This is a genomic window from Chryseobacterium joostei, assembly GCF_003815775.1.
GTDB classification, from domain to species: Bacteria; Bacteroidota; Bacteroidia; order Flavobacteriales; family Weeksellaceae; genus Chryseobacterium; species Chryseobacterium joostei.
Genome location: NZ_CP033926.1, coordinates 4,540,090 through 4,559,334, shown reverse-complemented (window position 1 = coordinate 4,559,334; position 19,245 = coordinate 4,540,090). Strand labels below are relative to the sequence as shown.

The 19,245-nt window shown below is 33.5% G+C and carries 23 protein-coding genes and 1 tRNA gene; 11 read left to right on the top strand and 13 right to left on the bottom strand.

Features of this window, described 5'->3' with window-relative positions:
• Positions 1-53: 53 nt before the first annotated feature.
• On the bottom strand, positions 54-2,312 hold the full coding sequence (locus tag EG359_RS20845) for a polyribonucleotide nucleotidyltransferase (RefSeq protein ID WP_076353655.1): 2,259 nt from the start codon (positions 2,310-2,312) through the stop codon (positions 54-56).
• Positions 2,313-2,753: 441 nt separating this feature from the next.
• Here EG359_RS20845 and EG359_RS20840 point away from each other — a divergent pair, with 441 nt between their 5' ends.
• Positions 2,754-4,175, top strand: coding sequence for a sugar MFS transporter (locus EG359_RS20840; protein WP_076354353.1), 1,422 nt, complete (start codon positions 2,754-2,756; stop codon positions 4,173-4,175).
• 130 nt (positions 4,176-4,305) lie between these two features.
• Positions 4,306-4,665, top strand: a complete 360-nt coding sequence (locus tag EG359_RS20835) for a DUF4260 domain-containing protein (RefSeq protein WP_076353653.1) — start codon at positions 4,306-4,308, stop codon at positions 4,663-4,665.
• 98 nt (positions 4,666-4,763) lie between these two features.
• Here EG359_RS20835 and rpsO read toward each other — a convergent pair whose 3' ends face one another.
• The gene (rpsO, locus tag EG359_RS20830; protein WP_045494446.1) at positions 4,764-5,033 is read right to left on the bottom strand and encodes a 30S ribosomal protein S15; all 270 of its coding nucleotides are present in this window, start codon (positions 5,031-5,033) and stop codon (positions 4,764-4,766) included.
• A gap of 173 nt (positions 5,034-5,206) precedes the next feature.
• Here rpsO and EG359_RS20825 point away from each other — a divergent pair, with 173 nt between their 5' ends.
• The 7 genes from EG359_RS20825 to EG359_RS20810 all read left to right on the top strand — a co-directional run bounded on the left by EG359_RS20825 (position 5,207) and on the right by EG359_RS20810 (position 9,485).
• Positions 5,207-5,755 (top strand): pyruvate decarboxylase, encoded by a 549-nt coding sequence (locus EG359_RS20825; protein ID WP_076353651.1) that lies wholly within the window; start codon positions 5,207-5,209, stop codon positions 5,753-5,755.
• A gap of 321 nt (positions 5,756-6,076) precedes the next feature.
• Positions 6,077-6,229, top strand: a complete 153-nt coding sequence (locus EG359_RS23020; protein WP_410698789.1) for a bacteriocin-like protein — start codon at positions 6,077-6,079, stop codon at positions 6,227-6,229.
• Between the two features lie 158 nt (positions 6,230-6,387).
• The gene (locus tag EG359_RS23015) at positions 6,388-6,531 is read left to right on the top strand and encodes a bacteriocin-like protein (protein ID WP_423775437.1); all 144 of its coding nucleotides are present in this window, start codon (positions 6,388-6,390) and stop codon (positions 6,529-6,531) included.
• A 37-nt stretch (positions 6,532-6,568) separates the two neighbouring features.
• A complete protein-coding gene (locus tag EG359_RS22600) occupies positions 6,569-6,742 on the top strand; it encodes a hypothetical protein (protein WP_164463092.1) in 174 nt (57 codons plus the stop codon).
• Positions 6,743-6,899: 157 nt separating this feature from the next.
• Positions 6,900-8,222 carry a magnesium transporter gene (gene mgtE / locus EG359_RS20820; protein ID WP_076353649.1) on the top strand — a complete coding sequence of 441 codons (1,323 nt, stop codon included), beginning with the start codon at positions 6,900-6,902 and terminating at the stop codon, positions 8,220-8,222.
• Positions 8,223-8,248: 26 nt separating this feature from the next.
• Complete coding sequence (locus EG359_RS20815; protein ID WP_076353647.1) at positions 8,249-8,989, top strand: ABC transporter substrate-binding protein; 741 nt, start codon at positions 8,249-8,251, stop codon at positions 8,987-8,989.
• Positions 8,990-9,017: 28 nt separating this feature from the next.
• On the top strand, positions 9,018-9,485 hold the full coding sequence (locus EG359_RS20810; protein ID WP_076353645.1) for a cupin domain-containing protein: 468 nt from the start codon (positions 9,018-9,020) through the stop codon (positions 9,483-9,485).
• Positions 9,486-9,545: 60 nt separating this feature from the next.
• Here the strand turns inward: EG359_RS20810 and EG359_RS20805 are convergent, their stop codons facing one another.
• Together EG359_RS20805 and EG359_RS20800 are read right to left on the bottom strand one after the other, a co-directional pair.
• Positions 9,546-9,995 carry a GAF domain-containing protein gene (locus tag EG359_RS20805; protein ID WP_076353643.1) on the bottom strand — a complete coding sequence of 150 codons (450 nt, stop codon included), beginning with the start codon at positions 9,993-9,995 and terminating at the stop codon, positions 9,546-9,548.
• 13 nt (positions 9,996-10,008) lie between these two features.
• Positions 10,009-11,436, bottom strand: a complete 1,428-nt coding sequence (locus EG359_RS20800; protein ID WP_076353641.1) for a nicotinate-nucleotide adenylyltransferase — start codon at positions 11,434-11,436, stop codon at positions 10,009-10,011.
• 54 nt (positions 11,437-11,490) lie between these two features.
• On the opposite strand from EG359_RS20800, the gene EG359_RS20795 reads away from it, so the two are divergent.
• Together EG359_RS20795 and EG359_RS20790 are read left to right on the top strand one after the other, a co-directional pair.
• On the top strand, positions 11,491-12,258 hold the full coding sequence (locus EG359_RS20795) for an MBL fold metallo-hydrolase (protein WP_076354351.1): 768 nt from the start codon (positions 11,491-11,493) through the stop codon (positions 12,256-12,258).
• Positions 12,259-12,351: 93 nt separating this feature from the next.
• Positions 12,352-12,431, top strand: a tRNA-Leu gene (locus EG359_RS20790).
• A 114-nt stretch (positions 12,432-12,545) separates the two neighbouring features.
• On the opposite strand, the gene EG359_RS22595 is transcribed toward EG359_RS20790, so the two are convergent.
• The 9 genes from EG359_RS22595 to EG359_RS20750 form a co-directional block, all read right to left on the bottom strand.
• Positions 12,546-12,692, bottom strand: a complete 147-nt coding sequence (locus EG359_RS22595) for a hypothetical protein (RefSeq protein WP_164463091.1) — start codon at positions 12,690-12,692, stop codon at positions 12,546-12,548.
• Positions 12,693-13,165: 473 nt separating this feature from the next.
• A complete protein-coding gene (locus EG359_RS20785; RefSeq protein ID WP_076353639.1) occupies positions 13,166-14,410 on the bottom strand; it encodes a hypothetical protein in 1,245 nt (414 codons plus the stop codon).
• A 61-nt stretch (positions 14,411-14,471) separates the two neighbouring features.
• A complete protein-coding gene (locus EG359_RS20780) occupies positions 14,472-15,323 on the bottom strand; it encodes a hypothetical protein (RefSeq protein WP_076353637.1) in 852 nt (283 codons plus the stop codon).
• Positions 15,324-15,350: 27 nt separating this feature from the next.
• Positions 15,351-15,749, bottom strand: coding sequence for a hypothetical protein (locus tag EG359_RS20775; RefSeq protein WP_076353635.1), 399 nt, complete (start codon positions 15,747-15,749; stop codon positions 15,351-15,353).
• 152 nt (positions 15,750-15,901) lie between these two features.
• Complete coding sequence (locus EG359_RS20770) at positions 15,902-16,195, bottom strand: hypothetical protein (RefSeq protein ID WP_076353633.1); 294 nt, start codon at positions 16,193-16,195, stop codon at positions 15,902-15,904.
• 188 nt (positions 16,196-16,383) lie between these two features.
• A complete protein-coding gene (locus EG359_RS20765) occupies positions 16,384-17,268 on the bottom strand; it encodes a pPIWI-associating nuclease domain-containing protein (RefSeq protein WP_228435032.1) in 885 nt (294 codons plus the stop codon).
• Between the two features lie 145 nt (positions 17,269-17,413).
• Positions 17,414-18,019: a recombinase family protein gene (locus EG359_RS20760; protein ID WP_076353631.1), complete on the bottom strand. Its 606-nt coding sequence runs from the start codon at positions 18,017-18,019 to the stop codon at positions 17,414-17,416.
• Between the two features lie 115 nt (positions 18,020-18,134).
• Entirely contained in the window at positions 18,135-18,377 is a 243-nt protein-coding gene (locus EG359_RS20755) for a hypothetical protein (protein WP_076353629.1), read from the bottom strand.
• A gap of 11 nt (positions 18,378-18,388) precedes the next feature.
• Positions 18,389-19,228 carry a tetratricopeptide repeat protein gene (locus tag EG359_RS20750; RefSeq protein WP_076353627.1) on the bottom strand — a complete coding sequence of 280 codons (840 nt, stop codon included), beginning with the start codon at positions 19,226-19,228 and terminating at the stop codon, positions 18,389-18,391.
• Between the last annotated feature and the right edge of the window lie 17 nt (positions 19,229-19,245).

The window sequence follows — 19,245 nt, the reverse complement described above, 5'->3', positions numbered from 1 at the left end:
TAAAAACAAAAATCCCTCAAAATTGAGGGATTTTTTATATCTAAGAATAAATCTTATGCTTCTGAAGAAGGTTCCTGGTTTTCTACAGGTCTTTCATCCTGTGGTTTCTGTCCTTCAGGTCTTCTTTGTCCCTCAGGTCTTCTTTGCCCTTCAGGCCTTCCTTGTCCCTCTGGTCTTCCTTGTCCTTCTGGTCTTGGAGGTCTTGGTAAAAGAACTTTACGGGAAAGCTTCATTTTCTTACGATCATCATAACCCATAAATTTAACTTCTACTTCATCTCCTTCAGCATAAGGAACTTTGTCTAAACGAGCCCATTCAATTTCTGAAATGTGAAGAAGCCCTTCTGTTCCTTTAGCAATAGCAACGAAAGCACCAAAGTCCATTACTTTTACCACTTTACCATTGTAAACTTCGCCTACAACCGGTACGAAAGTAATTTCATTGATCTTAGCAACAGCAGCATTGATTTTCTCTCTGTCTGTTCCTGCAATTTCGATACGTCCGATCTCACCAATTTCTTCAATAGCAATAACCGTATCCGTATCTTTCTGCATCTGCTGAATGATTTTTCCTCCAGGCCCAATTACAGCACCAATGAAGTCTTTAGAGATCTCCATTACTACCATTTTAGGAGCGTGAGGTTTCACATCTGCTCTTGGCTCAGAAATAGTTTCAGTGATTTTATTTAAGATGTGTAATCTTCCGTCTCTAGCCTGCATCAAAGCTTTTTCCATGATATCCATAGAAAGTCCCTGAATTTTGATATCCATCTGACAAGCAGTGATACCATCTGCAGTACCTGTTACTTTGAAGTCCATATCTCCTAGGTGATCTTCATCTCCTAAGATATCAGAAAGTACGGTGAATTTACCAGATTTTGCATCTGTGATCAATCCCATTGCAATACCCGAAACAGGTTTTGTAATCTGTACTCCTGCATCCATTAGTGCCAATGTTCCTGCACAAACTGTTGCCATTGAAGAAGAACCATTTGATTCTAAAATGTCAGAAACAATTCTGATAGTGTATGGATTTTCTTCAGGAATAACTGCCTGTAATGCTCTTTGAGCAAGGTTTCCGTGTCCTACTTCTCTTCTTGAAGTTCCTCTTAAAGGTCTTGCTTCACCTGTTGAGAATGGAGGGAAGTTATAATGTAAAAAGAATTTTTCGTCGTGTTGACTGATTACGCTGTCTACCATGTTAGCATCCTTAACAGAACCTAAAGTTACAGCTGTTAAAGACTGAGTTTCACCTCTTGTAAACACTGCTGAACCGTGAGCTCCCGGAAGGTAATCAATTTCTGACCAGATTGGACGGATCGTTTGAGGATCACGACCATCAAGACGGATATTGTCTTCCAAGATCATCTGACGCATTGCTTCTTTCTCTACATCATGATAATATACTTTTACGAAAGGAGTTACTCTTTCTAATTCTTCTGCATTATCTGCATATTGAGCAAGGAATTCTTCACGAACCGCTTTGAATTTTTCTCCTCTTTCTTCTTTACCAGATGGAGTTCTTGCTACTTCATATACTTTATCATAAGTTTCTTTCCATACTTTTTCACGAATTTCTTCATCGTGATTTTCGTGAGAATATTCTCTCTTAGGGAAAGCTTTTCCTACTTTTTCAGCTAATCTCTCCTGAGCTTCAATTTGCTTTTTAATTTCAGCATGACCAAAATTAATAGCTTCCAACATTTCCTGCTCAGAAATTTCCTTCATCTCCCCTTCTACCATTACGATTGAGTCTTTAGTAGCTCCCACCATAATATCCAATTCAGAATTCTTCAATTCTTCGTAGCTTGGGTTAATAGAAAGTTTTCCGTCAAATCTTACTACTCTTACCTCAGACATTGGTCCGTTGAAAGGAATATCAGTAATAGCAATAGCTGCAGAAGCTGCCAAACCTGCTAAATCATCAGGAATAGTTTTTCCGTCATAAGAAATTAACGAAATCATCACCTGTACTTCAGCATGGAAATCTTCAGGGAAAAGCGGACGTAGTACTCTGTCTACTAAACGCATTGTTAAAATCTCCTGATCAGAAGGTCTTGCTTCTCTACGGAAGAAGTTTCCAGGGATTCTTCCACCCGCGTAAAATTTCTCTCTATAATCTACTGTTAATGGTAAAAAATCTACACCAGGATTTGCTTCTTTATTGGCTACAACAGTTGCTAAAAGCATTGTTCCACCCATTTTTACTACCACAGATCCATCAGCCTGCTTAGCCAATTTCCCTGTTTCAATAGTGATTTCTCTGCCATCAGCAAGAGTAATCAGCTCTGTAAACGCTTGAGGTATACTCATAAATTTGTCTTCTTAATACTCCGTATTGAGTATGAATTAATATTTAAACTCTTTAAATTTCGTGTGCAAAGGTACTATATAATAATGAAATATTAAATTTTTCGATTGCATTAATAGGCGTTTAAAATACAAAAAATTGGCTATCAGTAGATGAAAGATTCAAAAATTTTCATTGGTATTCTGAACTTATTCATTATTTGTGAAAATAAAAATCTATTTTTTTAAAGATAATACATTGAAAAATCCTGCTGTTTTTGTATTATTGTCTCAAAAAATGGAAATAATATTTTCATCAGACAAAAAATCTACATATCATTATAAAAAATGCCAAAATAATTGCAAGAACATAGGCTGATACCTATATTTGCCCTACTTCAAAAAATAATGCTGTAGGCAAAAAAGATAAGGACCTTACCCCTTACCACAGATAAATAAATGTTTATGAATAATAAAGAAGTAAAACTACAAGGCAGGAATTATACGGTTCCATTGATTACCATCACCCTGCTGTTTTTTATGTGGGGATTCATCACATGCATGAATGACATCCTGATACCGTATCTAAAGCAACTTTTCAAGCTTACCTTTTTTGAATCCATGCTGGTACAGTTCTGTTTCTTCGGAGCTTACTTTATCGGGTCTCTGATCTATTTTATGATTTCTATTTCCAACGGAGATCCCATCAATAAATTAGGATATAAAAAGGGAATCTTATTCGGGATTTTTCTGGCGGCCTTTGGCTGTATCCTGTTTTATCCGGCAGCTACATTCTCCTATTATCCTTTGTTTCTAGGGGCTTTGTTTATTCTGGGACTTGGCTTTACTGTGCTACAGATTACGGCCAATGCTTATGTTTCCTTACTGGGAAGTGAAGAATCTGCATCCAGCCGTTTAAATATGACCCAGGCATTCAATGCATTCGGAACTACAATTGCTCCGGTATTGGGAGGTCACTTAATCTTTGAATTCTTCTCCGCTCCGGACGGATCATTCAGTGCAGTAGCAACAAGAATTCCTTACCTGATCTTTGCAGGAATCCTTTTATTGGTTGCCCTATTAATTTCAAGAGTAAAGCTTCCATCATTCCAAACGGGAGAAGAAGAAATCGTAAAAGGTTGGGGAGCTTTAGAATATAGCCATCTGAAATTTGGCGTTTTTGCAATGTTCTGCTATGTAGGTGGAGAAGTAGCAGTGGGAAGCTTTATTATCAGCTTTCTTGAGCAGCCTCAAATCATGGGGTTCGATGAAATTATCAGCAAAAACTACCTTTCTCTTTATTGGGGAGGCGCAATGATTGGACGTTTTCTTGGAGCCATCTCTCTAAATCAAACATTAAGCCAGGGAAAAAAGGCCATTTATATGCTTGGAGCAGCAGGTGCTGTATTTCTTGTGATCTTCAGCATTGTGAATCTTAGCTTTGCTCAGATCAGCTTCTTCCTTGTATTCATCGTTCTTAATTTCATTGCGTTCTTCATTGGCAAGGCAGCCCCTGCTAGAACACTATCCATATTCGCAGCCATCAATGTTGTATTATTGATCTCTGCAATGGTAAATCAGGGTGAAATGGCGATGTACAGCATCTTAGGAATCGGAATTTTCAACTCCATCATGTTCTCCAATATCTATACATTGGCAATCTCAGGATTAGGAAAATATACCAGCCAGGGATCATCATTAGTGGTAATGGCCATTTTGGGAGGTGCTATTGTTCCTATTTTCCAGGGATATCTTGCCGATCAATTTGGAGTACAGCACTCATTTATTATTCCTGTATTCTGCTATTTGGTGATTTTAATTTTCGGAGCTTACTGTACCAAATATTTGGGACATGTAGAAAGTACTGAATCTAAGTCAGGACATTAAAATAATTATATCAATTATATAGAAGCGGGATATCTCTAGGTATTCCGCTTTCTTTTTTAAAGGAGTCTGAAATGTAACTTTCCTCCAAAAAAAAAGACTTATTCATAGAATTCCTTAAACCCCAGCTCCAATGAAAATTCAGTTAAAACTTGAATATACAGCATTTCTGTTATTAGGAATATTTGCTTTTGCCCACACAGAATACTCTTGGTGGTGGTTTGCAGCGCTTTTTCTGGCTCCTGATATTTCCATGCTGGGATATACCATTAATAATAAAGTGGGTGCATTTTGCTACAATCTTTTTCATCACTTGGGGGTTGCCATTGTTCTTTACATTGCCGGAACAGTCCTATCTCTGCCTTATTTACAAATGATTGGGGCCATTTTATTCTCCCATTCCGCTTTTGATAGAATATTAGGCTATGGACTGAAATATCCTGATAGTTTTCAGAATACCCATTTGGGAAAGATTGGAAAAAAGGTTGAATAAGCGATATTACAAGCCTTAATTAACTCCCATTAAAGTTTAACATAAAACAAAAAAGCAACCTCTTTCGAAGTTGCTTTTATTTTGAAAATCTTTATAGATTATTTTCTTAAACCTAATGCAGCAATAATAGCTCTATATCTTGCGATATCTTTCTTTTTAAGGTAATCTAGTAAACTTTTTCTCTTACCTACCAATTTCACTAGAGATCTCTCTGTGTTGAAATCATGACGGTTAGCCTTTAAGTGCTGAGATAAGTGATTAATTCTGAAAGTGAAAAGAGCGATTTGTCCTTCTGCGCTTCCTGTGTCTTGTGCAGATTTTCCATGTTGTGCGAAAATTTCCTGCTTTTTGTCTGTTGTTAAGTACATTCCAATATTGTTTAATGATTATTATGTAACGGGTGCAAAATTACAACTATTTTTTGATTCCGCAAACATTATTGATTTCATAAATCAAAATTGATAGAAAAAAATGTTAAAAATTTCTTAATTAATTTTATGGAATCCAAGGAAAAGGCAGTAATTTTGCATTCGAATAGCAAATGAAAAAAATTATATTCTTTACAGCAGTTACTTCTTTTTTATTAGTTGGCTTTACATCTGTAAAAGCACAGAAAAATACTGACGATAAAATAAAGAAAGTTCTATATTTCAATCCCGAGGTAGAGCCTGATCTTGATGAAATAAAGGAGCCTACCAACAATGCATTTTTCGATGCCGTTTCAGATAATTTCAGTGGAAGAAAAAATAAAATGCTCCGTGCTGAAGTTCAGTTTCCCTTTGACAGTATTGATAAGAAAACCATTATGGATTACTGTGTTAACAATGATGCAGACTTTGCCATTGTTTCTAAGGTACGTTATTTCAAGGTAGGTTTTGGAAAATACGTATTCTCCAATCAGGTGGTAGTAAGCATGAAGCTCTTTGGTGCTGACGGAAACCTGGTTACTGAAACCGATTACGATACTTACCGCAAAAATATGCGTTTATTAGGTTCTACTGTAAATTCGGTAAAAATAGGAACCGAAGGAGCCATAAAAGGGATTATAAAAAAGCTACGAAAAATGAAGCCTACAGAGAACGAACTGTAATTTCAGGGTTTAATATTTCATTTTATTACTATTATAGATCAACCTTTGAATGGTCTATTTTACTTCACAAGCCAAGTGTCAGTAATTTACACTAGACAGATTTTTCATTTATTTTGTAGCTCAATACCCTTTCGACAAGTCTGTCGGACATCAATCATATCCGAAATAATTCAGAATTATTCTTTCTGCATTACAACCGAACTTTCCATCAGGAACCAAAATACCGTTCCAAACAACTGATTTTCAATTAAATATTTTCACTAATTATTGAATAATTAAAAATTATTTACTATTTTAGTTCAACATTTAAATCTAAATCACATGAAAAATCCAAATCTTAAAAAAATCAGCAGACAAGAGCAAAAAGAAATTAAGGGCAGCGGAGTTATCAAGCGATGCTTTGAACATTTTGAATGTCCGGGCGGATCATGCTGCCATAACGTATGCGTTTTATATCCTTGTCCATTGGAATAAAGCTCCACAAAATATACCATGACATCTGTTTCTTAGTAGATGTCCTTTTTTTTGTAAAAAACTCAATAAAAAACTGAATATCAGTAAAATATTTTCACCAATTAATGAATAATATAAAAATATTTATTATTTTAGTGATGCATTAAAATCTAAATTGTATGAAAAATTTAAAGAAACTCAGTAGAGAAGCAACAAAACAGATTAAAGGTAGCGGTCCAAGAAGATGTACCGAAAATTACGAATGCATTTATGGAGCCTGCTGCAAGGGTGTTTGCATGGAATACGCCTGCATGGAAGATTAAATAACAGCTTTTATTTTAACTAATAAACTGCACCGCCATGAAAAATCCAAATTTCAAAAAACTGAACAGAACGGAGCAGAAAAAGGTTAAGGGAAGTATTCAGATTAAAAAATGCAGAAACAGCACACAGTGTAATCCGAGAGAATGTTGTACGGGAGGCTTTTGTCTTCCCTCTCCTATTACAGAATGTGAACCACCTATTCTTGACTAAAGGATATTTTTAAATTTAATTTTTGAACATCTGCTTCGGCGGGTGTTTTTTTGCTTTTATTGTATGCTTTAAACTTTAATTAATCCTTAATTTTCCCAGTTTATGGCTCAGTCTTAAAAATTTGAATTATTTTTGCATATCCTAAAAATTTCACGTTTTGAATTCTAGAGAAGAACTTATCTTTAATCCTGCCGACATCGCCGAAACTCTCAGCAACCTTCCAGCTGACGAGAGGCTTCTCGCGTTTTTGAAGGTTCCGAAAGAATACAAAGCGGAGGTTTTTTCCCATCTTGATCCAGACTTTCAGGAAGACACCATTAGAAGCATCGGAAGCGACGAGGTTTCTGAGATTCTGAATGCCATGACTCCTGATGACAGGACTGCTCTTTTTGAGGATTTTCCGGATGAGCTGATCAAGTATTCCATCAATCATCTTAACCCGCAGGAAAGAAGAATTGCCTTAAAACTATTGGGCTATAATTCAGATTCTATTGCTCGTCTGATGACTCCTTATTACATCCAGATTCGTAAGGAATGGACTGTAAAGAGATGTCTTCAGCAAATCAAAAAGGTAGGAAAAAGGGTGGAAACCATGAATTACCTTTATGTAGTGGATGAAAGGAACCGTCTGATTGATGACCTTGCGATTGGAACACTGCTATTGGAAGAAGAGGACACCTTGGTTTCTGACATTACGGATAATCACTTTGTAGCGATTACTACTACAACTTCAAAAGAGGATGCGGTAACTTACTTTGAAAAGTATGACCGTGGTGCTCTTCCTATTATTACAGAAGCCGGGGTTTTGGTAGGAATTGTAACAATAGATGATATTCTTGACCAGATTGAACAGCAGAATACAGAGGATATTCAGAAATTCGGGGGGTTGGAAGCCTTGGATCTTCCCTATATTCAAACTTCCTGGACAGAGATGATCAAAAAAAGAGCAACCTGGCTGATCATTTTATTTGTTTCCGAAATGCTTACTGCTTCTGCAATGGGATATTTTGATAAAGAAATTGAAAAGGCAGTTGTTCTGGCCTTATTTGTTCCTTTGATTATTTCCAGTGGAGGAAATTCGGGATCACAGGCTGCAACGCTAATTATCCGTGCTATGGCTCTTCAGGAAATCGGATTGAAAGACTGGTGGTATGTAATGCGAAAGGAAATTATCTCAGGAATATGCCTTGGGCTTATTCTGGGAACCATTGGATTTGTCAGAATTATGCTTTGGCAGCAAATAGGACTTTTTGATTATGGCCAGTACTGGGTTTATGTAGGATTAAGTGTTTCAGTTTCTCTTATTGCCATTGTGTTGTGGGGAACTTTATCAGGTTCTATGATTCCGTTTGTTTTAAAGAAATTAAACCTGGACCCCGCTACATCTTCTGCTCCTTTTGTGGCAACTTTAGTAGACGTTACGGGACTTATCATTTATTTTACGGTAGCCGGACTTTTCTTAACCGGAAAACTTTTGTAATTTTAGGCATCTTCTAAAATGCCAATATGAAAATCGTTTCACTTGTACCCTCTATTACTGAGGCTTTATTTGACTTAGGACTGACCGAAAATGAAGTGGTAGGCAGGACAAAATTCTGTATTCATCCTCAAGACATGGTAAAGAATGTACCTGTAATCGGAGGAACCAAAAATATTAATATTGATAAGATAAAAGCTTTACAACCTGATTTGATTCTCGCCAATAAGGAGGAAAACATCAAGGAGCAGGTGGAAGCTTTAATGGATGACTTTAAGGTTACAGTAACCAATGTTGAAACCATTGAGGACAATTATTATCTTCTAAAAAATCTTGGAAAGCTTTTAGGAAAGGAAGACAGAGCCCAATTATTCAATATTAAAATCTACGATATTCTTCATCAGGCGAAACTTGAAACTCCTGTAAAAGCAGCCTATCTTATCTGGAAAAACCCTTATATGACCATTGGTGGAGATACCTTTATCAATAGGATTTTAACAGAAATCGGCTTTGAAAATATTTTTAAAGAAAGAACCCGCTATCCTGAAATCAAGACTGAAGATCTGGTGGATGCTGATCTGATCATGCTTTCTTCTGAACCGTTTCCATTTAAAGAAAAACATATGGAGGAACTGCAAGCGGTTTACCCTGATAAAAAGATTATGATTGTAGATGGTGAGGCATTTTCCTGGTATGGAACACATATTGCAAAATGCGAGAATTATTTCAGGGAATTACTGGCGAAAATTCATCTGATACAGCAAAGTTGATTTTTTTAACCTCAAACATTTAACCCATATGTCTGGAACAGTTATATTATCTGAAGGATCAGAATTTGAGCACGTTATACAAGAAGTTTCAAAATATATTAACCTTTATGTAATGGCATTTGAAAAGGAAGAACGAGCCTTCATGCGTATTGATAAACGTGAAAATATGTATGGTGGAAACGGAACTGTATATATGATACAAATGTTTGATCAGGAAGAACTAGCCAATAATCGTTTGGCTGCTTATATGGTTTTACTGAACAAAGGTGACGAATCGGGGTTTCATACTCACAATGCAAGGAATGAGGAGGAATTATATGTTGTAGTACATGGAACCGGAGAATATCGTGAAAGAACCGGAACAGAGGGAACAGTACGCAAAAAAACACTCCAAAAAGGTGATATTACGGCCATTAGTTCTATTGGTTATCATTCTATTGAAAATACAGGGAATGAACCTTTAATCATGTTTGTCATTACCACCAATAACCCATAAAACATAAAAAACTCCAGCCATAAAAGCCGGAGTTTATATTATATTTTATTGAATATCTAATTACAAGATTTTGGAAACTTCGTTACAAAGCCATTCCAATAGCTCACGATCTTCATTGGTAAAAGGATCTACTGTATGTGAATCAATATCAATCTGGCCGATGTTTTTTCCATCTTTAAAGATTGGAACTACAATTTCAGCCTTTGTATCAATTGAACAGCTTAAGTAGTTGCTTTCTTCATGTACATCAGGTACTACAAATGTCTCATTAGAAACAGCAACCTGCCCACAGATACCTTTTCCATAAGGAATAATGGTATGATCTGTAGGTGCTCCTACGTAAGGGCCTAGGATTAATTCATCCTTATCTCCATTTTTAAAATAGAAACCGGTCCAGTTGAAATAAGAAATCTCCTGATCCAATAAATGACAAACTTTTTCAAGTTTCTCTTCTGTATTGTGCTTAGGACTTTCAAGAATAGAGGAAAGTCTTTTCTTTAATTCTGACATTGTTTTAATTTTTTTAAGAGAATTGTTTTAAAGGAAGTTCGTCTTTATATCCGAACATTCCACGCTCTTTGATCATTTCGGCAACCCCATCCGGAACCTGAGTTTCCCAACCTTTAACACAGCATGCTATTTTCCTCAATATTTCTCGTGAGTAAATTTCCAAAAACTCAGGGTTATGATTGGTAATATCTACAATACGGTTGTTACGTTTGAAATATTTGTATAACTCCTTAAGGTTTTCTTCTACTTTAAGATTTGAAGAGTCTAATAGCTGATGCGTTTCCGGATCTTTATAAGGATACAGATATACCCTCATTCCGTTTCGGAAAAACTTACCAAATGCTTCAAGGATTCCTCCTGAAAGGTTTTTATAGTATTTCTCGTCGAATACCATCAATAGGTTATTTACACCCATTGCAACTCCGATATCTCCACTTGTGTAAGAGGCAAAATAATCGATAAGTCTGTAATATTCTGAGAAGTTTGAAATAATAACAGTATATCCTAGTTTTCCTAAAATATCTACTCTGTCCAGGAAATCCCTTTCATCAATATCCCCATCTGCCCTAAGGTTGGAAATGGTAATTTCAATAAGGACTTCTGTTTCTTCATGGGTACAGATGGCGTCCTTAAAGAACATATCCATACCATTTTGAAGCATGTCAATATTTACCTTGGTAACGGGTCTGAAGCTTCCTCTTACTGCAAAAATATTTTTCTTGTACAATACATCTGCAGGAAGCATGTTACTCCCTTGAGAGTTAAAGATCACCGCATCAGTCATTCCGTTTTTCACCAACTGAAGAGACATCAATCTATTGTCTACGTATTCAAAAGCAGGACCACTGAAATCAATCATATCAATTTCAAGATTGTCTTTAGCTACATCATCATACAAAGATTCTACTAATGTTCTTGGATTGTCAAAGTAATTGAAAGCTCCGAAAATAAGGTTTACTCCCAGATTCCCTAAGGTTTCCTGTTGTAAGGTAGCATCATTTTCTTTGAATTTTACGTGAATTACAATCTCATTGTAATCCTCATTTTCCTTTGTTTGAAAACGAATCCCTACCCAACCGTGACCTCTTACTGTCTTATCAAAATTGATGGTAGTTACAGTGTTAGCATAGGAGAAGAATTTTCTATCAGGATTGTTATCCCTTGAAATTCTTTCCTCGATCAATGCTACTTCATAGCGAAGCATTTTACGAAGTCTGTTTTGGGTAACATACCTGTTTTTTACTTCCTTTCCGTAGATGGCATCACTAAAATCCTTGTCATAGGCAGACATTGCCTTAGCAATCGTACCGGAAGCCCCCCCTGCTCTAAAAAAGTGACGAACAGTCTCCTGCCCTGCTCCAATTTCTGCGAAAGTACCATAAATAGTAGGATCTAGATTAATTGTTAATGCTTTTTGTTTAGGAGTTAGTTTCTGATACATTAGGACATGAAATTTTTTGTAAATTTACCAAAATTAAACCAACCTCAAAACAAAATGAAGTTGAAATTTTTAGGAACTGGTACTTCTCAAGGTGTGCCCGTTATAGGCTGCACCTGTGAGGTGTGTATTTCCGAAAATCCCAAGGATAAGCGCTTGCGTTCTTCCGTGATGGTGACTACGGAGGAAAATAAAAAAATACTCATAGATTGCGGCCCGGATTTCAGGCAGCAAATGCTTACCAATCATGAACATACTGTAGATATTGCACTCATTACCCATGAGCATAATGATCATGTAATTGGGCTTGATGACATGCGTCCGCTTATTTTTAAAAGTGGAAAAGATGTGCCACTCTACTGTTATTCGAGGGTTGCCCATGAAATAAAAAATCGTTTTCCCTATGCTTTTGCAGATGTAAGATATCCTGGAGCACCAGCCTTTGAGCTTCATGAAATAGAAAATAAACCTTTTCATGTTTTGGATACAGAGATTACCCCTGTTGAAGTTATTCATTATAAAATTTCTGTGTTTGGGTATAAGTTTAAAAAGCTTGCCTATATTACAGATGCCGGTTTTATTTCTGATACGGAAAAGGAAAAACTGAAGAATCTGGACGTCTTAATTCTAAACTGTATTAGAAAATTTGATCCACATCCTGCCCATTTTATTCTTCCCGATGTTATCAAGTTGTTTGAGGAGCTAAAACCTAAGAAATTATTTTTAACCCACATCAGTCATCATTTGGGATTGCATGATATTGAAGATAAGCAGCTTCCATCCGGAATGCACCTTGCCTACGATGGTTTGGAAATAATTTTTTAAAAAAAATCCTCGAAAAGCTTTTGAACATTGAAAAAAGTTCCTATATTTGCACACCAATTTGAAACAAACAGTAACGTTTGAAGTAAACATCAAGCCCAGGTGGCGGAATTGGTAGACGCGCTGGTCTCAAACACCAGTTCTTAGGAGTACCGGTTCGATCCCGGTCCTGGGTACAAAAATCCCCTGAAATCATTTGATTTTCAGGGGATTTTAATTTTTAGGATGGTCAAAAGAGTGGCTGATTTTTTATCTAATTTATAAATCGTTTTTTGAGATTTTGATTATCATCAGAAGTCAAAGTTCCATTCCCAGTTTATCGATCTATTTTTTCCCCAGGTTCCAATTTTTAATCCTTTTTCATATTTAGAAACAAAAACTAAAAACACTATAATTACTGATATTATTGCGAAAATATAGAACTTCTTTTTTTTCATAAATTATTTAGTTTTTATCGTTTTTTAAGATTATGAATTATTTAAAAATGGTTTCTTTAAGTTTATCAATATTTTCCGGATTCTTTAATAAATTATTTACATAAAGTGTTGCACTTTCATTTGAAAATCCATTTTGAGATAAATAATCTATAAGTATTTGCTTTTATTGCTTTTATTGCATTTGATCATTTTTTTAGATTTATCTTTTAGCATTAGTATTAGATTAAAAAATAGAGCTACATTAGTAACCATAGTTGATAAGATAACCGCTGAGTAAATAATATCAATATATGTATTTCTCACTTCTATCTGTATTAAAATAAAACACAAAAAAAACACTATTAAGAATAGAAAAGATGTTATATAGAGTAGCTTTTTATTTTTCATCGAATCGTTTTTTGAGATTTAGTTTTACCTATTATTTACATTTTGGGAGCTTATAATTATGGTGCAAAATTGCAAAACCATTGTCGTTAATTAATTATTTCTTGTTTGAGATGATTTGGTTGTCGAGCATACCATCTAATAGCTTGTGAACTAGCAAATTTCATAAATTGATTTAATTGTGCAAATTCGTCGCTTTTAATTTCCTCACCATCGGGAATAAAGTTTGATTTAGCATGAACCACTTTATTTCTAGTTTTATAGATAATCTTTGCAGCAATATTGGAAGCTATACTAATTTGCTGTCTATCTATACCATACTCAAGCTTTTTTAGTTTTAAATGACCTGTTATTTTTTTTTGAATACTTAAGGGAAGTTCTTCATATAAGCCAATAAAATCTACACAAGTTCCAAACGCAGACTTTATTAAATCTTCATCGTTAAATCGATCTCGCATTGAATTTGCAAGTTGAAAAATTGAGCGGATAAAATCTCCATCTTCAAATTTACTTTTAGGCGAATCTAATTTTTTCCGCATTAATTCATTTGCCTCAATATTAACGGCAATAGGAGAATAATGTTCAAGAACCTTATAGAAATTTAAGAACTTTAGTTCTTCATCTTCTATTTGTACAGCCGAAGTAAATAATTTCATGCCTTCGTTAAAAGGTTCAAGTTCTCTAAGTGACTCATATTGTTCTTCATCTTCTAAGTATTCATATTCTTCTGGAAGATGTATGTCAGTTCGGATTAAAGCAATGTTTAAAGTATCTGCAATTTCAAATAAATAAGAATTTAATAATGCTAATTCATCCATGTCATTAAGTCTACATTCATGATCTTCATATGAAATATTTATCGCCTGATATGGTGTAATTGTACCCCAATAATTATCATCATACATTGCAAGATTGCATGCGGCTAATCCCACTATAATTGATTCACTGACGATATCTACTGAAATTTTTTTTCCTTTTACGTGCAATTGCAGATTATGATTTTCATTAAGAATAAAATCGCCTCGAGAGTCATTAGCGGAAACTATGTAGAAGCTGTGATTTTTGGTTTTAATAAACCCCTCATTTATTATCATAAGTGACTTGATCTGATCAGCCAAGTCAATAAATTCCTCGAAAATAACAGTAGTGTAATTTTGTTCACCTAAGAAAAAAAACTCAATTTCAGTAATATCTTCTTCTTCAGTAATAATTTCGTTAATTCTTTCTTCATCAAATATCAGATCAGAGTTGTAATCCTCTAAGTCAGGACAAAACTTAAAAATCCAATTTATCAAATCATTAAAAAGTAGTAATTGTTTTCTGTTCGGTGTCATAATGTTTGTTAGCTTAGCAAGGTTAAGGAAATTGAAAAAGTGAAGTTTTATTTATTGGTAGTTATAATTCTTGTACTATTTGAATATTGGGTAAATTAGAGGTAAGATTAAAGCTTGAATGATCAAATGCTTTGTCAGCGAAGGCTTGAATTATTATTTCTGTAACAAAATCAATCTTTAAGGCAAGTAGGAACCCTTTGTCTTTGTGATTTTCAGTCATAATTCCCACAAGAAAATATTTAGGAATTCCATTTTCGTCTTTATCATTGAAATCCGGCACATACCAAAGACCACTCCCGCTAATACCTTGTATCTCTTTCGTTATTTGGGCTTGTTTAGCACCGAATGCTTGTAATTTTCTACGATACTCAACTAAAATAAATTGTTCTTCACTATAACCTAACTTAGCATACCTTTTTTGTAGAATAGATTGAGTAATCAATTTTAAAGGAATTGGATTAAACACTGCTTCCCCAACCTTCTTCTTGACACCACTTATAGGATAACCAGCTACAAAATAATATCCATTATAATCAATTTTATGATTTACAAGAATTTGATCATTTGAAATAAATATCCATTGCTCATCAGTGAAATGCTTATTCATTCGGGATGAAAATCTTAAAACAGAAAAGTCTATATCAAGATTATCATTATTTTTATTATAAGTAGTTGCCAAAACTCCATTAAGCCATATCATTTTATCACCTCCTGCTGGAGCGATGAATTTTTTCCAATCATCAACGTTTAATAGATGTCCTGCACTTATTAAATATCTTGCGGAATCTGTTTTTAAATAAATTCCACAACCAACTGGTTTTGCTGATGGTGGTTGGGGTAAATTTATAATAGGAGTATGAGTAAGAATACTATTGCTTATAAGCCTGGAAAGTTCCGCAATATTTTTATTCATAATTTTCGATTACATCGTTTTTTGATATTAAGAAGTTACGCGATTCATACAAGCTAATTCGGGAGTACTACGTACTTCATCTAAAAAAAGAAAATGTTCATTTCCTTTATTTTTTAGAGGCTTTTCAATTTTAAATGAGTAATTACGTTCCGTTACTTCTGTAATTGTTACTGGTATAGCTTTTTTACCATCCCATGATATCCAAGCTTTATCTCCAACATTGAATTTTTCAATAGTTCTATTTTCAAAATGAATCGGTTTAATGTTTTTTACAATTACTATTTCTCTAGAATCTTCTTCTGTTATTTGAAGAATAACTTTATTTGGTGTTGAACTTTTAGAAGTAATTTTAGCTTTGAATTTTTTCAAAAGTGGTATTAAAAGTTCAGCTTCTTCATCAGGTAGTTGTATAGTCAAAGTTGTCATTTTTTCTTATTTTTTATAATCATTTAATTTTTCAATCTCTTTTCTTACGAATTTTTCCATTTCCTCAATTACTTTCCCATTTTCATGGCTAGACAAGAACATAGCATTTTCAATTACTCATATGATTTATGTTTATATCGTTTTAACAGAATTTATCCTTTAATTTCCGGATAAATTTTTCTTCCTAGTGAAGCAAATAATTCATTGATAATATGCTTCCCTAGAATATCAATTACTAATTCTTCAGTTTCATCCCGATAATAATGATTAAATCCATTTTTATCAAGTATCGATTGAAGTATTTTATAATCAAAAAAATAAGTTACTTCACCCATTTTTACAACTAATAAAGAATCTGAATCAATTGATAATTCCACTTCATCCCCACTGGGAATAGATAATTTATTATTGACAGCGAACAAAAGCTTTGTTAAATTAAATCTCATTTGAATTTTATTTTTATATTTTTTTAGGATTGGTAGATTCTATGGCATTGTTAAAATATGCTTTTCCATCAGTTGAAACAAAACGGTCTTTAATTTAATAAAAAAACCATGCTTTATGGCTTAATAAAGGTTGCATTTGTTTCATCACTTTGTGGAATTAATTTTATACTTCATGAAATTATGGTACTTTATTCTTCTAAAAAGTTATATAAATATACTAGTAACCAAATTGTTATTCCAGTTTTCACCTTTAAGCTTCTTACTTGATTCTCTGACAATCCTACATTTGGCTGATGAACATTACATAAAATCGAATAACAGTCACAAACATATTGAATTTCACTTTTTGTAAATTCTTCTAAAGTTCCGAATTCAAATTTAGATATGAAATATTTAATTTTCTCTTCTCTTTTAATTTTTATAAACTCAATTTTCTTTTTTCCAGCATGAAACTTTTTGAAATTATTTTTAAACATATCCGAGTTTTTCAACTCTTCAATTGGCGCAAGTTTTTCGTCGATTAAATATTCTAAAATAGTTCGCAAAGAAATTAAGCATTGTCTTAATTTATCTGGGTTATTCGCAGATTCGAGAACTTGTGTAGCTCCTACCCATAGATTTTGAAGATTATGATTTTCTAAATATGGAATTAAATTATTATTAAGAATTTCTTCTTTTTCTTTAATATCTTTATCTGTTAAATCAGATATTAAAGATTCTTTTAGTTCTACTGCTGATGTTAAATTTAAAATTTCTAAGTTACTTATGAATGCAAATTGGAGTTCAGGATTATTTTTTAGTTTTTCTCCTATATTTCCAATTTGTTTTAGCTTTTCAAGTAATTCGTTGTTAAATAACCCGTCAAAACTCGGTATATCAATTTTAGGTAAATTAAAACTTGGGAATTTTGGAAAATCGAATGTAGGAATAACGGGTGTTAATCGATTTTGCATTTCAATAATTTTATTAGTACTTTCATGAAGCGGATTTAAGGAATAGGCGAGTTTAGATAACTGATTCCATTTCGTACTCTCTTCAATAATCTTCTGCATTTTTTCAAAATTATTTTCCATTTTTTTTAATTTTATATTACATACAAATTTTATATGCAAGTAGGCATAGCTGCCAAATTTAATAGATATGCATATTTTTTTCTTTCCGTAAATGTTATAATATCCAAAATTAAATTTTTAATACGCAATCTATTTGCGCATGTAATTATTTTTTAACAACCATATTTTTTATTTCCTCATTTGTATGATTATCAAGTATTTTAGCATATCGGTAAAATGTTGCTCTTGTTAATCCAAGTGGCTTATAAATCTCATCTGGAGCTTTCGCAGGATCTCTATAAACCGATCGCATAATTAAAAGTTTTGAAATTTTTTCTTGTGTATATCCTTTTGGTCTACCTCCTGTTCTACCTCTTGCCCTTGCAGATTGTAAACCTGCATTTGTTCTTTCTCTTATTAGCTCTCTTTCATACTCAGCTAGAGAAGCCATTAAATTTAAGAATAGTCGCCCATTAATAGTTGAAGTATCTACGCCATCCAGAAGACCTTTTATTATAATTCCTTTATCACTCAAACTTAAGACAAGATCAATAATGTTTTTTAAGCTTCGACCTAATCGGTCAAGCCGCCAAACATACAGTTCGTCACCTTCTCTAAACTGTTCAATCATTTTATCAAGTTCCGGGCGATTTTTTGTTGCACCAGAAATTTTCTCTTTGTAAATTTTCTCACAACCTGCTTTTTCCAGAGCTTCAATTTGTAAATCCAAGTTTTGGTCTTTGGTTGAAACCCGGGCATATCCTATTTTCATATTTTTTTACATTAAACTCATACCTTGTAAATTTATGAAACTTTGTTTAATGATACGAGATTTTGAGAAAGTTAATTGAAAAAATAAGATTTTAAAACAAATACATTTTAAAATCTCAAAATACCACGGTTTTAATATTTACATTTTTACCCAACCATTTATTTTCTTTTTTATCGATGAATACATAGGTACTATCATCAGTTACTTTTTGATGTATTATAATATTGGTTTTTAATGTTTTATTCCAAAATTTCACATCCTGCGCATTGAAAAAAGGACTTATCAAAATAAGAGAAAGTACTATTATTACTTTATCTTTTTTAATGAGATCAATAACATAGGAAATAGAGTTTACCATTAGAAAATATATTATTTTGATTCTATTCTTGAATGAACATATCTGGGAATCTTTTTAAGGTCTTTTTTTTGAGTTTTCATTAAAGAGAGATATTCCTTATAGTTGTTTATTGCCTTATCTTTTTCACCTATATTCCAATAGTTGTCTGCAAGGTTAAGATAAGCAACGGTTCTATCAGGGAATTTGGTAATAATCTGTTTCAAAAGCTCAATAGCGGCCTTCTGATTTCCATTTTTGGAAAGAGCAAATGCTATATTATTGTAATCATCCAGATTGCGTTGAGATAAAGTAAATTTCTTTTTAAAATCCAGTAATACTGCTTCATTAAAACGATTGGCAAGCAAAGGATAACCAGATAAATCTGTATAAAGCTTTTTAAGGTCTTTATAAGGTTTGAGTATTCCCTGATCATCAAAAAATGTTAGCGATTTAAATCCTTTAGAATCAATTTCCAGCTTGTCTGAATCTATATCTTTAACAGGGAGGTTAATACTTTTTGTCAGAATCTTAAAATTCTGATCTTCGCATTCCTGGCAGGGATTATAGAAGTTGATATTTTTTATACACCATTCTTTTTTATAGAAAACATTTATAGTTCCGTATAATCCGCGGTCTCCACCGTAATATATTGTGAGTTCTGAGGGATTTGTGTAGCCAAGACTTGTATTACCAAGGGCTATAATCTCCGGTAATTCGAAACTTCCTGACTTTTTATTTCCGAAATGAACCGTTACCAGACCATTTTCCAATACAACCTCATCCTGTAGGTTATCATTATCCAAATCATAATAATTGGACTGAGCTGATACAAAGCTCAAAAAAAACAAGCAGATTATATTCAGGACTTTCATTTAATTCTTTATTTTAA